A 12,680-nucleotide genomic window follows, 5' to 3' on the forward strand; every position below is an offset into this window, starting at 1 on the left:
ATAGAAGACGGCCGCCCTCAGGACAGGAGAATGGAAGTGACGCCGCCGCGCCGAAGAATGGGATCGCCCGACTCCGCGGTTTCGAACCAGTTGCTCGATGCGACGGAGCGGGTCATGCGTGAGGAAGGCTATGCGGCCGCAACGTCACGGCGGATCGCGGAGGAAGCCGGCCTCAAGCAGCAGCTGGTGTACTACTATTTCGAGACGATGGATGATCTCCTGCTCGCGGCCTTCAAGCGGCGTACCAGCCGCGCGCTCGAACGGATCGACGAAGAAGCCGCATCGCGGCAGCCGATCCAGACGATCTGGGAGAGTTGGAACAGCACGGTGGACGCCAAGCTGGTGTTCGAGTTCTTCGCATTGGCCAACCACCATGACGGGGTGCGTGAAGAGGTGAACCGCTTCATGGCTGCCGCGCGGCGCAAGCATGCGGAGGCCATCGCCCGGCAAGTCGATGAGCATGGCCTGGACCTGGGGCCTTTCTCGCCCGAAGCGCTGTCATTCATGCTGTTCAGCACCGCGCTCCTGCTGGGCCGCGAGGAAGCCATGGGGCTGACGATCGGTCACACGGATGTGCGCAAGCTGTTCGACTGGGGCATCGCACGCATCGGCTGAGCCGTCGTCCATGCGCGAGACAGACGTGCGCCGTCCCGACAGTCCGCTGCTAACAAGATGACAAAAATTGGTTTGCTCCTGGCACGCGTTTGACGCAGACTGGCGTCCAAACGGTGGCCATGGCCGGCGTCGCACGTATCGTCGGACCGCTGGCCCGACCGACGGTCTTACGCCGGCATCCAGGAAGCAGATCATGACAGACGCTTACGAGATCCCGATCATCGCGCGCGGCCGCATCATCGTGCCGGGCGAGGATGCCATCGCGTTCAAGGGCCGCGGGGGCGCCACGTTCCGCGCGCCCGATCCTCACAAGCACATCCACGACCTGGTGCTCGGCAATCCTTTGCTGCTCGCCGATCTGCAGCAAGTCCCCGTCCGCGAGATCGTCGACTTTCTTGCGGAACTCGGCAAGCGGCTGGTCCTGGTGGACAACCCCTATCTTCAGGAGAGCTTCGCACTGGCGCTGAAGGCAGGTGGGCTGGCAGAGCCAATCCTCAAGGGCGTGTATGACGACCTGCCGCTGATGTTCGATCCCGACTCCCTGTTCGCGCAAGTCGACAGCACCATCGGTGCCGATTACCTCGACGGCTGGATTCCGGCGCCGAGCGGACCCTATTGCCGCGTCCGGGCGATCGGCACGCGCCAGTTGCATATCACCGCCGGCAACGTGCCCGTGGTCGCCGCGCTCACCATCGTGCGCGGCGCGTTGACCAAGTCCGACATCCTGATCAAGGCGCCGTCCAACGATCCGCTGACCGCCAATGCGATCGTGCGCACGCTGCTCGATCTCGATGCGTCGCATCCGGTCAGCAAGCACATCGCGGTCGCCTACTGGAAGGGCGGCGACGAGTTCATGGAATCGCAGATCGTGCGCACCACGCGGATCGACAAGATCACCGCGTGGGGCGGGGTGAGTTCGGTCAAGCACATCCAGAAATTCCTCACGCCCGGCATCGACCTGACCGCTCTCAATCCCAAGTTCTCGGTTTCGGTCATCGGCAAGGAAGCGCTCGCGACCGAAACCGCGATGGCCGAGGCTGCGACCGGAGTCGCGGTGATCTCGGGCTTCTACAACCAGACGGCCTGCGTGAATTCGCGCCTCGTCTATGTCGAGAGCGGCACCGAGGAGCCCGATATCGAGCGCCTGGTGGCATTCGGGCGGCGAATCGTGGCTGCATACCAGACGCTGCCGGCGATCCTGTCGACACCGGCACTAGCGCCCAACCGCGAACTGGAAGCCGAGATGGAAGCGGTCGCGTTCGAGGACGACTTCTACCATGTCGAGGGCGACACCGTGAATGGCGGAGTCGTGATCTCGAAGTTTCCCGACCGCGTCGACTTCTACGATCAACTCAACAACCGCGTCGTCAACATCGTGCCGGTCGAGAACCTGCTCGATATCGTGCAATGGTGCGACGACACCACCCAGACGGTCGGCGTCTACCCGGAAAGCCTGCGCGACCGCCTGCTCGATCCGCTGGCCCTCGCCGGCGTCCAGCGGCTGGTCCCGCTTGGCGGAGGCGATGTCTGGCGGATCTATCGCGAGATACAAAGCATGCCTCCGGGCATGCCGCACGACGGCATCGAGCCGCTGCGCCGGAACGTGCGGTGGGTCATCGATCAGCGACCCACGGGTGAGCAAGTGCCGCTCAGCATCGCGGCCGAGTGAACTCGGCAGGCGGTGGGCGCCACAAGCCCATCGCCCTCCGACCCCAGCGCGCTGTCAGGCCGCGCGGCGTAACCGCCCTTAGCGCTGGAAGCGGTCGCAATCGCCTGAAGCGGACGACTCAGGCGAAGGGCGTGGCGAACTCGATGCGAATGCCGCCTGGAATGAAGATCAGGAAGTGGCGCGTGGCCGAGCCCGGCCGCATCGCGGACGGAGGGGCATCGACCACGACTTGCGGATGTGCGCTGACCTTCGCCCACAGCGCGTCGAGGGCGTCATCGTCCGCGACTGCCAACGAGAGGTGGTGCAGGCCGATGTTCGCGCGCCGATCGAAGGCCCGTGCGGTGTCGGGATCGGCAGCCCGCCACAAGGTGAGCAGGATCGCGCCGTCGGACACGAAGATCGCCGGGTAGCTCGGCACGCCGCCGACTTCGTCGAAGCCCAGGACCCCGCAGAAGAAGGCGCGCGCCTGATCGAGGTCGGGCACGGTGAGGCCGACATGGTGCACACCGCGGGTCAGCTTTTGCGTCATGATGTCGGTCCTTCCAGTTCGGCGATGCGAGCGCGCAGCCGGGCGAGTTCCTCACGCATGGCTTCGGTGCCTTGCTGGATCTCGGCTTCGGTGAAGCGCGGAACGATATGCTGTGGGCAGTTCCAATCGAAGCCGACCACATCGATCAGAAACATCCGCTCGGGCTGGGCCGTGTAGCCGGGGATCATCAGCGCGGCGATGTGCGCGGGATCGTCGCTGGCATGCGCATGGCCGATCAGTTTGAGCCGGCGCCGATTGGGATAATCCATCAGGAACAGCGAGACGCGATCGTCCGCGGCGATGTTCGCCGTCGAGAGATACTGCCGGTTACCCGTGAAATCCGCGAACCCGATCCGATTGCCGCCGATCGGTCGCAGGAAGCCCGGCGGACCGCCGCGATGCTGGATGTAAGGCCAACCGTGTTCGCTCACCGTCGCCATGTAGAAGCTGTCACGCGCACGGATGAAGTCGGTTTCGCGCGCGCTCAGCATGTCCCGCTCGCCCGCATGCGCCTCCATCCGGGCGTAGGATGCGCGCGATCCTGCCGCTTCCTGCAGGATGCGGGATCGAGGACCGAACATGGTCTTGAGATAGGTCGCTGCCATGCCCGGTTAACTAGCGCTTTCCCGTCGTTATGATAATCCAGCCTCAGAGACATTCACTATTTCACCTGGGCGAATGATGGACCGGTTCGAGACGTTGACTGCGTTCGTCGCGGTCGCCGATCAGCGGGGCTTCGCGGCGGCGGCCCGCGCGCTCGCGGTGTCGCCGCCGGCCGTGACCCGCGCAGTGGCTGCGCTGGAGCGGCACCTGGGCGTCACGCTGTTCCATCGCTCGACCCGAGCCGTCTCGCTCACCGACGAAGGAGCGGCCTTCCTGGATCGAGCACGGCGGGTGCTGCACGACTTGCGCGAAGCCGAGCAGGTCGTGATGGGCGGGAGGTCCGTACCGCGTGGACAGCTGTACGTCACCGCGCCGGTCGTGTTCGGGCGTTTGCATGTGCTTCCCACCATCGGCGCGCTGCTTGCCAGGCACGAAGGACTGAGCGCGCGCATGATGCTGCTCGATCGCAACGTCCGTATAGTCGAGGAGGGGATCGACGTGGCAGTGCGGATCGGTGCGCTTGCGAACAGCGCCCTGCGCATGGTGACGATCGGGTCGGTGCGGCAGACGATCGTGGCGAGCCCGGACTACCTGGCTGCACATGGGGTACCCGCCGACCCAGAGGATATGACCGGGCACCACTGCATAGCGGGCAGCAGCGTGCGTGGCGGCAACGCCTGGTCATTCGCGGGCAGAGGCTCCCCTGTCGAAGTCGTGCCCCGCCTGACCATCAACACGATCGATGGAGCGATCGCGGCGGCCGAGGCGGGCATGGGGCTGGCCAACGTGCTCAGCTATCAATCCGCCGACGCGATAGCGAGTGGGAGACTGGTGCAAGTGCTGGAGGAGCACGCGCCGCCGCCGATGCCGGTAAGCCTCCTTTACGATGCGGGTCGCGCCGCGATGCCGGCGGTGCGCGCGTTCATAGACGCGATGCGAGAACGGGCACGCGGTTCCGCGTGGTGCTGAACGACAGGGGCGAACAACGCTGAACGCACACCGCCAGTCGGCAGGAGCGTTCGTGCGGCGGGTGGCCGCCACAGGCGCCATCGTTGTCGAGGCTACAGCGCTCGTCCTGGTGCGGTTCAACCGGCGGAACATCGTGCCGGATGAACGGACTTCAGCTTGTCGGAATTTCAGAGTGGCGTGGCGTCCCGATTGGTAGCCCCTCCGTCTCCGGCTCCGGGTGCGATCGCCTCGCGCTACCCTGGCGTTCCATCGAGATAGGCGCGGACCTGCGCGTGCAGGCGTCGCGCGGCCTCGGCGGCGGGATCGGCGCTCTTGCCCAGGTCCTCCAGCGCTCGCAGGGCTGCGGCGCCGTGGCGTTTGCTGGCGAAGAGGGCCAGCCCGTTCTCGACCACGACCGGGTCGTAGTCGGTCGCGCCGGCCACGCAGGCCAGGTACCGCACGACGTTGTCGAGCGCCGCCGCGTCGAGCGGCATGGCCTCGACGCTCTGCTCTCCGGCCAGGCTCTTGGGGTAACGCGCGTAGAACGCGTCGGCGAGCGCGCTGCCGACCTTGCCTTCGGCATGGAGCTGCGCACAGGTCGGCAGGGGCAGGCCGCTGGCCGGGGCGGGTCTGGTCATGGCGGCCTCCTTCGCCGGGGTGTCGAGAAGCGCAAGCAGCGCATCGTAGCGGGCCGCGCATCGCGGCACCGGGTGTTCACGGCAGCTGAGGTCGCGGCTGCGGGACCATGCCGGGTGCGGCGTCCCGGATGAGGGGAGGGGCGCCTTGCCGGTGACCGCGCCTGCAAGCAATTCGGCCCTGCGGCGTGCCAGGCGGACGGCGCGGTCGGCGAAGGTCACTTGCGCGGCCTGTCCGCCGTCCGGCCCGGCGTACGCATCGCCAAGCTGCTGGAGCGCGGCCTGGAACGCGGCGGCCGCCTCCGGGCTATCGACAGCGCTGCCGACGCGGGCGATCTCGGCATCGGCGCAGGCGATCATGGCGGAAGGCGTTCCGCCCGCCGCGTCTCGGCAAGCGGCGTAATCCGGAGCCGCTTGCTCCTGGTCCGCCACCGGTGCTTGCGAGGCCGTTGCGCCCGGGGATCCCCCGCCGCACGCAGCGAGGGCAAGACCGAGCAGGCTGACGTATCGGCGCAGGCGCATGCCGTCAGCCTAGCGCCTCTCAGCGATAAAGCGAGCGGACCGGCGGCACGGAGACGCCCTGCGCGTCGCCCATGAAGCGCGTCACGTCGATATTCCGGTCGATGTAGTCGGACAGCCAGTTGCGATAGGCGTTCCCCTGGTCGCCGCCGGCCGCGCCCATGTAGTCGTCGCGCTGGCGAGCGGGCACGTTGGCCTCGAAGGTGCCGGGCCGCAGGTACGACATGTCGCCGCTCAGGAACCCGCGCGCGCCGGCCAGGCCCTCGTGATGCGCGATGTAGGCGTACTTGGCGACTGCCGCGGGGGAGGCGTCCGCCGCGATGTGCCCGCTCTCGCGCAAGGCGGAGAGGTTGTGCCTGGCGTAGTCCGCGCCCGCGAGCACCGACAGACGCGGGTCGTTGCGCGCGGACAGCAAGGCGCTGCGGTCCACCACTTGGTTGCGCTCATTCACCAGACCGAGCGCTTTGGCTTCCTGGTTGAGCAGGCTGCCGGGCCGGGTCGCCTCGCCCATCCAGGTGCCCGAGAGGAACTGCGTCAGCCCGGTGGCGGAGGAGGTGCCCGCCCGGGCGTTGGCCTGCCACACCCCGCCGACCTTCGAGGCCTCGGCATCGATGATCGCGGCAACAGTCTGCGGCGCCATGCCGGTGCGGTCGGCGGCCTCGAGGATCGCCGTGCGATAGCCTTCGTTCCTGCCCAGCGAGAGGTTGCCGGCGGCATAGGCTTGTCCGGCAGGAAGGGCTTGTCCAGCTGGAACGTTCGGCGGGGCTTGCGTCGGCGCCGTGCCCTGCGCGCCCGCATCGGGCTTGACGTAGACGCCGATCAGCGTCCGGCCACGCCCGGTAAGGCCATTGGCCGCCGCGCCGGTCCGCGCGTTGGCGGAGGCGTAGTCGCTGGCGAAGCCGCCGTCGGTGCGGATCTCGATATGGCCGTACCGGGCGTTGCGGTCGGTCGCGCCCGGGGCCGCGCCATAGACCAGCACCGCACCCTTGGGAGCATCGTAGGCCGAGCGGATCGCGGTGCCGGGGCGGCCCAGGATGTTGACGAAGCCGCGTTGCTCCAGCGCCGGTCCCGCGTCCTTGGCCGCGACCCCGGGAATGTAGTCGTTCACCGCGCCGGATTTCTGCAGCGCCGTCTTCACCCAGGCATAGCAGCGCCCGATCGAAGAGCGCCCCGCCGCCCGCTGTGCCGCGATGTCGGCGGCTTCGACCGAGGCGGCGCCCGGCTGCGGTACGCCTGCCTGCTCCGGGCGGGCGGAGGCGGGGGCGGCGGGTGCCGGTGCTTGCGCTCGGGCAGGGGCGGAAGGTGATGGACCGCCGAGATTGAGCGCTTGTCCGGGATAGATCCGGTCCGGATCGGCGATCCGGTTGCGGCCCGCGATCGCGGCGACAGTCGTGCCGCTGGCCTGCGCGATGGCCGAGAGCGTTTCGCCCGGCTTCACCACATGGGTGGTGGAGGCAGGGCTCGGCAGGCGGATGTGCTGGCCGACCTGGATGCGGTCCGGATCGGCGATGCCGTTGATGTCGGCCAGCCGCTGCCACGTGGTGCCGCTGCGCGCCGCGATCCGCGACAGGGTCTCGCCGCGCTGGACCACATGCACGTTCGCGCCGGGGCCCAGGTGCGAGAGCGTGTCGGGCGCACTCAGCAGGCGGTCGAGGGCCGAGCCGCCGAGCGACCTCTCACCACCCGCGCCCGCCAGCAAACCTTCGAGGGTCAGGTTGGTGCGCGTTCCCGACGCGGAAAGATTGGTCTGCATGTTCATGGATCGCTCCATCTACCGATGTGGGCAGTTTCGACCTTGCGGGGGCAAGTGTCTGTAATCGATGCGACTACGAGGACGTCAGCGCGGCCTCGTACCCTGCGCTCGCATGGCTTGCGCCAGCGGATCGTTGCGCAGGACCAGCACCGGCACCACCGACGTGTCGCCGGGCTCGACGATGACCGCCGCGAACAGCTTGTCGCCGTTCGAGAAGGCGATCAGTCGCGCATGGCGGAGCGCACCGCCCACGGCCTCCTCCTTCCAGCCCGCCGGCATCGCGGCGCGCAGGGCTTGCGGTATCTGCGCCTGCTGCGAGGCTGCGGTGGTGTAGATCGCGGGGCTGAACTTGCCCCACTGCGGCTCCAGCCGTTCGAGCGCCTGGGCCGATGCCTGGACCAGCCGGCCGTTCAGCTCCGTGCCGAGCGGCGGCTCGGGGTGCTGCACCAGCAGCGCGGGCACTTGCGGCAGCGGGGCGTCTTCGTGCCCGCAGCCGTTGGCAAGTAGCAGCACCATCGATGCCAAGAGCGCCAGCCGCCGCGTCATTCAGGGACGGGCGAACTGCGACACGAACGAAAGCGTGTCCTCGAAGTCGCTCATGACGGCCGAACCCACGCCGGTCTCCCCCGTGCTTGCATCGATCGGCAGCGCGGCGCGCGCGAGCGTCACCGCGGCGTCCGCGTTGGGGTTCTCGATAGCCGAGTTCACCGCGAACTGCACCCACTCCTTGGCGACGCTCGCCGCGGTTCCGACCGCCAGCGCAGCCGGTCCGCCGACCCGCGCCTTGTCGACGACGGTGAGGGCGGACTTGAGCACGGCGGTAGTGCTCGCCTGCTGGCTCGCGACATCGGCGTCGATCGACTTGACCGCAGCGGAGACGCCGCCGACGAAGTAGCCGAGCGCGGCTGCGTTGGGCAGCCGGGTCTGGCGATCGGTGTTGGGCACCACTTCGCTGCGATACAGCCGGTCGACGGCGTTCTCGGTGCCGTCGTTGCCCACTTGCAGGCGGCCCATCTGCGTGCCCAGTTCCGCCTCGCGACCCTGGTTCAGCATTTCCTTGGCGTAGGCGGCGAAGTCGCTGCCATCACGCGTGGTGCCGTTCATCGTCAGCTCGCGCATGACGCCGGTGGTGTCACTGTCGACGATCGCGGTCAGGCCATCGGTCATCGTGCGCAGGGCGTCGTCCTTGCCGACGACGGTGAGCCCGCCGATGATCGTGTTGGTGTCGCGGACCGAGCGCAGCGTGTCGACGCCGGCATCGAAGACCTGGGCCTTCAGATCGGCATCGCCGGTGCTGGCCGCCGCGCCCATGATCGCCTCGAAGTTGTCCGCGTTCCAGCTTACCGTCGTGGCCGAGCCGCCCATTCCTGCGACCGTGGTCATGTCGCCATCGATGGCGGAGGTGAGCACGTCGGGCAAGCGGCTGCCCAGCGCCTGGAAGCCGCTTTGCGCGAAGCTGCCTTGCAGCGAGCCGAGCACTTCGCCCGCCGCGCGCGCCTCGGCATCGACCAGGTTGACGCCGCTGTAGCCGAAGCCAACGTCGCTATGGCTCCCGGTTCCGGCGCCGCCCGCGATCTGCCCCAGGTAGTCCACTCTGGTCTGCGGCGCGGCATGGGTCGCGATCGCCGATCCCAACTCGGTCACCGGCGTGTAGCCTTGCGAATCGCCGCCTGTCTTGGCGAAGGCGTTGCTCAGCGTGGCCAGGCTGGCGCCGTCCAGCTTGTCCGCCATGTCGGCGAAGAAGCTCTGCCGCTCGTCGGTGCTGAGCCCGCCCATGCCCAGGATCGAGCCGTCCATCGCCTCCTCGGCGATGCGGTCGAGCCTGCCTTCGGCGGCGAGCTGATCGACCAACCGGTCCGCGTCGGCTGCGGGTAGGGCGGAGATCTGGTCGGTGACCGCGCGGATGTCGTCGTGGGTGACCGGGTTCAGGAACCCGCTGGACATGCGGCAGTCGATGACCTGGGTGGCGCTCTGGATGGGATCGGTCATGGCTAAGGCACCTGGTTGTGGCGTTCGCAGGGCGGATCATGGCCGATCGCGGCGGGGAAGTGGCTGCGCGATCCGATTAGAGGGCGTAGTCGGATCGATTAGGGTGAGGTGGATGGGTTTGAACGCTCCCCTTCCTCGTGCTGGTCGCGGTACTTCTTATGTTGGTCATCCCGGCGAAGGCGGGGGTCCATCTCCCGAGGTGGCGTAAAAGGATTCACCTGGAGATGGATTCCCGCTTTCGCGGGAATGACGAAAAGAAAGTGCGGCAAGAAAGCTTGACAGAAAGTGCCAATCGGGTTACAAGCCGCAGCGTTGGAGCGATCCGACACACGGCGGGTGCGGGTGAGCGAAGACGTTCTCTCTCCAGACCCGCACCATGCGGACGGCGCTCCAGACGGGCGCCTGCACCCGATGCGAAGCTATATCCATCCCGGCCCGCCCATCTTCCGCTGAAGATACGCCGCCCGGGAAAAGGGCCGGCGCTATCTTGCGAGCCTCTCACGCCGGCGCTTCGCGAACAGAGGTCGAGCTGACGGTCCGCTTTCGCGTTCCCCCGTCGGCCGGTCGCGAGATGGAACGCGAGCCAAGCCTGTCGTGCCAGGCCAGCGCCGGCCGCACGTCCGTCGTGTTTTCCCATTGGCGTAAGATCCGCGCTCGCCAGCGGAGACGGAGCCGTGCCCAGACCCCTCCTCTGAAGATGAGGGAGCGGATATCAACCGCGCTTGGCGGGCTTCAGCCCCATTGCGAAAGCACCGGGATCGGCCATGTCCGGCACCCACTTGGAGCCATCGTAGTCGAAGTCGATGTCGATCTTCGCGCTCGCGCGGTCGATGGTGACAAGGCACTTCTTCCAGGGCGCCTTGCCTTGCAGCTGCATGGCCTCGCGCAGCTTGCCCGCCGTCTCGAGCGGCTCGATCCCGTCGGGCCCGGCGGCTTCCCAGTCGCCCGCGCTGTATACGTAGCCGAACATGCGCTTGCGCCCGTCCAGCTCGATCACCAGCGAAAGCTGGTCCCACGGCTCCGACTGGTAGAACGGATCGCGCACGATCTGGCCGCCCAATTGGGTGACGAGCGCGCTGGCGGCTTCGGAATCGAACTGAACGGTCATGGCTTCAGCCTGTACCGGAGTCATCGGCTCTGCAACAGGCTGGCGATGTTGTCGGTCGGCACCCGGTCGAAGCTCTGGCCCGCGGCGTTGTCGAATACGTCCGTGTTGCGGAAGACGCGCTTGCCGGCATCGTTGAACACTTCGTAGGTCACCTTGACCTGGTCGGGCCGCTCGGCCGTGCCGCCCAGCAGGTCGACTTTGGCCTTCACCGTGCCGCCATGGTCGATCCAGGCGGCCCACTCGTTCTCCATCGTCTTGTAGGCGCCCCGGTTGAAGTTGAATTGCTGCGGGAACATGTTGCGCGTGCCCTGGTCGCCCAGGAAGCGGTGGCCAATGACATGGCCGGCATCGTCGCCGTCGATCCCGCGCCCGCGCACCTGGTCCTGCGCCGTGGTCTCGGCCGAGGAGCGCGGCGTGCCCGAAGGCTGCAACTCTGACAGCGTCGCCTCGACATGCTTGGGATAGCCGTTGGCATCGACGGTCCACTCGACGCTGTTGGCACCGACCTTCGCGGTGTGGACGCCCGCCTGCGCCACGTCGGCGGCGCGTGCCGAGGTCGTGCCCGAAGTCGTCGAGGCAGGCGGCGCGAAGTGGTCGTCCAGCTGGCGCTTCATGCCTTCGATCGACTCGCGCGCGCTGGAGGGGAGGGCATCGAGCGCGGACTGCGGGATCTTGTCGATCGCATCCCTGATGGTGCGCAGCGCCGGTTCGAGCGCGGCGCGAGCCGCCGGGTTGTGGGCGATGGCGCTGACGCTGTCGGCCACGGTCTGCGCCCACTTGCCGATCTTGCCCGCCTTGGCGACATCGCCCAGCGCCGGAACGATCGCCACGGCCGAGATGCCGGCGTTCAGCAAGTGACCGCCCGCTTCGCCGAAGTCGCCCGAGAACAGCGAGCCGATCGACCGGCCGACCGAGATCACCGCATTGCTGCCGTCCGAAACCGGAGTGGGATCGACGATGCCGGTGATGTCGAGCGCCATCTGCCCGAGGTCGAGCCCGAGCTGTACCGGATCGGGGCCCGCCGGCGCCGCAGTGGGCGCAGGAGCCGGCGTGCTGCCCACGTTGTCGTTGGCCGCATCGACCGCGGCGGCGAACTGGCCGCGCTCGACCGGGGTCATCAGCCCCTCGAGCTGCGCCATCGTGCGCGCGGCGCCGGCCGGATCGCTCTGCTGCTGCTGCGAGAGGTTGGAGGCGAGACCCGCCATGTCGTAGCCGCCCGGCCCGGAATACTGCGCCGCAAGGTGCTGCGCGGTGTTGCTCGTGCTCGAAGCGCCGGTGGCCGAGGCGTTGGCCGCACTATCGGTGGCTGAAATCATGGCAGGTCTCGCTTGTATCAAGTCGGGTTCAGGCGAACAGGGCCTGGAAGTTCAGCTGGTCCGACGGGCGGCCGCTGCCGCGCACCGCATCGCCCAGATCCGCGGCGAAGCCGAAGAACAGGAAGGTGGAGAGCACGTCGCTCAGCTCGCCGAGGCCTGGCGTGTCGCTGCCCGGGCCATAGAGCGCGCCCGGCTTGGTCGCGTTGAGATCGGCCTGGGTGGCGACTTGGCCGGTCAGCTCCGAACGCCAGCCCGAACCGCTGGCGTTCTCGTGCAGGACGAAGCCATCGCCCGTCGCTGCATCGAGCGCCTGGCCGTTGTTCGACAGCGAGACCGAGAGGTCGCCCTTGGTCTGCTGGCTGACCCCGTCGATCACCAGCGCCTGGTCGCCCTTGGTGACGGTCAGCTTCGAGGCGAAGTAGACGTCCGGGTTGCCGTGGCCCTGCTCGGTGTCGATGGTGATCTTGGTGCCGTTCTCCAGCGTGAAGGTGGTCTTGCCCCAGAAATCGTAGACGTGCTTGCCGTCCACATCGACATGCGGGTCGCCCCAGATGCGGGTGGTCTCGCCGGTCTCGGCATTGGTGATCAGGATCTGCGAGTTGGACTCGTCGATGTCGAGCGAGTAGCCATCGCCCAGGTCGATCGCGGCCTGGCCTTCGCCTTGCAGCGAGGCGGTCCACTGCGCGTCGGGCGCCGGCTGGAAGACGGGCGCCTGGTTCTGCGCCGCCTGCGCGAACATGCCGCCGACGATAGAGAACAGGCTGGGCAGCATGGGGCTGGCGAATGGCCCGGACGCGAGCTTGGCGGCGAACAGCGCGTTGATGCCGTTGCCCAGCGCGGTCTGGAAGCCCTCGACCGGGCGGCCGCCGAAGAGGCCGGCGCCGGCTTGCGCGCCGAAGAATGCGTTCACGGTGATGTTGGTGTTGAACTGGATGTCGGTCATTGTCCTGGTCCTTTGCCGTGAGGGGCCGGATGGCCGGCGGGTCGTGCGGGGGT

At 67.9% G+C, this 12,680-nt stretch carries 12 protein-coding genes; 3 read left to right on the forward strand and 9 right to left on the reverse strand.

Going from position 1 to position 12,680, the window contains the following annotated elements; genetic code table 11:
* The first annotated feature begins 30 nt into the window (after positions 1-30).
* Together HNO88_RS10490 and HNO88_RS10495 are read left to right on the forward strand one after the other, a co-directional pair.
* Positions 31-615 (forward strand): TetR/AcrR family transcriptional regulator, encoded by a 585-nt coding sequence (locus tag HNO88_RS10490; protein WP_184244855.1) that lies wholly within the window; start codon positions 31-33, stop codon positions 613-615.
* Positions 616-808: 193 nt separating this feature from the next.
* A complete protein-coding gene (locus HNO88_RS10495) occupies positions 809-2,284 on the forward strand; it encodes an acyl-CoA reductase (RefSeq protein ID WP_184244857.1) in 1,476 nt (491 codons plus the stop codon).
* 118 nt (positions 2,285-2,402) lie between these two features.
* Here the strand turns inward: HNO88_RS10495 and HNO88_RS10500 are convergent, their stop codons facing one another.
* Entirely contained in the window at positions 2,403-2,813 is a 411-nt protein-coding gene (locus tag HNO88_RS10500) for a VOC family protein (RefSeq protein ID WP_184244859.1), read from the reverse strand.
* On the reverse strand, positions 2,810-3,418 hold the full coding sequence (locus HNO88_RS10505; RefSeq protein WP_184244861.1) for a pyridoxamine 5'-phosphate oxidase family protein: 609 nt from the start codon (positions 3,416-3,418) through the stop codon (positions 2,810-2,812). Before HNO88_RS10505 ends, HNO88_RS10500 begins: the two co-directional genes overlap by 4 nt.
* A gap of 76 nt (positions 3,419-3,494) precedes the next feature.
* Here HNO88_RS10505 and HNO88_RS10510 point away from each other — a divergent pair, with 76 nt between their 5' ends.
* Entirely contained in the window at positions 3,495-4,385 is an 891-nt protein-coding gene (locus tag HNO88_RS10510; RefSeq protein ID WP_184244863.1) for a LysR family transcriptional regulator, read from the forward strand.
* Between the two features lie 233 nt (positions 4,386-4,618).
* Here HNO88_RS10510 and HNO88_RS10515 read toward each other — a convergent pair whose 3' ends face one another.
* From HNO88_RS10515 to HNO88_RS10545, 7 genes are all read right to left on the reverse strand, one after another.
* The gene (locus tag HNO88_RS10515) at positions 4,619-5,521 is read right to left on the reverse strand and encodes a hypothetical protein (RefSeq protein ID WP_184244865.1); all 903 of its coding nucleotides are present in this window, start codon (positions 5,519-5,521) and stop codon (positions 4,619-4,621) included.
* A 19-nt stretch (positions 5,522-5,540) separates the two neighbouring features.
* Positions 5,541-7,277, reverse strand: coding sequence for a LysM peptidoglycan-binding domain-containing protein (locus tag HNO88_RS10520; protein WP_184244867.1), 1,737 nt, complete (start codon positions 7,275-7,277; stop codon positions 5,541-5,543).
* Positions 7,278-7,355: 78 nt separating this feature from the next.
* Entirely contained in the window at positions 7,356-7,787 is a 432-nt protein-coding gene (locus HNO88_RS10525) for a hypothetical protein (RefSeq protein WP_184244869.1), read from the reverse strand.
* Between the two features lie 30 nt (positions 7,788-7,817).
* Positions 7,818-9,260, reverse strand: coding sequence for a hypothetical protein (locus tag HNO88_RS10530; RefSeq protein ID WP_184244871.1), 1,443 nt, complete (start codon positions 9,258-9,260; stop codon positions 7,818-7,820).
* 712 nt (positions 9,261-9,972) lie between these two features.
* A complete protein-coding gene (locus HNO88_RS10535) occupies positions 9,973-10,368 on the reverse strand; it encodes a hypothetical protein (RefSeq protein WP_184244872.1) in 396 nt (131 codons plus the stop codon).
* Between the two features lie 20 nt (positions 10,369-10,388).
* Positions 10,389-11,684, reverse strand: a complete 1,296-nt coding sequence (locus HNO88_RS10540) for a DNA/RNA non-specific endonuclease (RefSeq protein ID WP_184244874.1) — start codon at positions 11,682-11,684, stop codon at positions 10,389-10,391.
* A 28-nt stretch (positions 11,685-11,712) separates the two neighbouring features.
* Complete coding sequence (locus HNO88_RS10545; protein ID WP_184244876.1) at positions 11,713-12,627, reverse strand: DUF1521 domain-containing protein; 915 nt, start codon at positions 12,625-12,627, stop codon at positions 11,713-11,715.
* Positions 12,628-12,680 lie beyond the last annotated feature (53 nt).

This window comes from Novosphingobium chloroacetimidivorans, assembly GCF_014204535.1.
Taxonomy (GTDB): Bacteria; Pseudomonadota; Alphaproteobacteria; order Sphingomonadales; family Sphingomonadaceae; genus Novosphingobium; species Novosphingobium chloroacetimidivorans.

Bases quoted from the DNA above. Each gene is read 5' to 3' on its own strand.
- HNO88_RS10490 (WP_184244855.1), top strand. From the start codon at position 31: ATGGAAGTGACGCCGCCGCGCCGAAGAATGGGATCGCCCGACTCCGCG.
- HNO88_RS10495 (WP_184244857.1), top strand. From the start codon at position 809: ATGACAGACGCTTACGAGATCCCGATCATCGCGCGCGGCCGCATCATC.
- HNO88_RS10500 (WP_184244859.1), bottom strand. From the start codon at position 2,813: ATGACGCAAAAGCTGACCCGCGGTGTGCACCATGTCGGCCTCACCGTG.
- HNO88_RS10505 (WP_184244861.1), bottom strand. From the start codon at position 3,418: ATGGCAGCGACCTATCTCAAGACCATGTTCGGTCCTCGATCCCGCATC.
- HNO88_RS10510 (WP_184244863.1), top strand. From the start codon at position 3,495: ATGGACCGGTTCGAGACGTTGACTGCGTTCGTCGCGGTCGCCGATCAG.
- HNO88_RS10515 (WP_184244865.1), bottom strand. From the start codon at position 5,521: ATGCGCCTGCGCCGATACGTCAGCCTGCTCGGTCTTGCCCTCGCTGCG.
- HNO88_RS10520 (WP_184244867.1), bottom strand. From the start codon at position 7,277: ATGAACATGCAGACCAATCTTTCCGCGTCGGGAACGCGCACCAACCTG.
- HNO88_RS10525 (WP_184244869.1), bottom strand. From the start codon at position 7,787: ATGGTGCTGCTACTTGCCAACGGCTGCGGGCACGAAGACGCCCCGCTG.
- HNO88_RS10530 (WP_184244871.1), bottom strand. From the start codon at position 9,260: ATGACCGATCCCATCCAGAGCGCCACCCAGGTCATCGACTGCCGCATG.
- HNO88_RS10535 (WP_184244872.1), bottom strand. From the start codon at position 10,368: ATGACCGTTCAGTTCGATTCCGAAGCCGCCAGCGCGCTCGTCACCCAA.
- HNO88_RS10540 (WP_184244874.1), bottom strand. From the start codon at position 11,684: ATGATTTCAGCCACCGATAGTGCGGCCAACGCCTCGGCCACCGGCGCT.
- HNO88_RS10545 (WP_184244876.1), bottom strand. From the start codon at position 12,627: ATGACCGACATCCAGTTCAACACCAACATCACCGTGAACGCATTCTTC.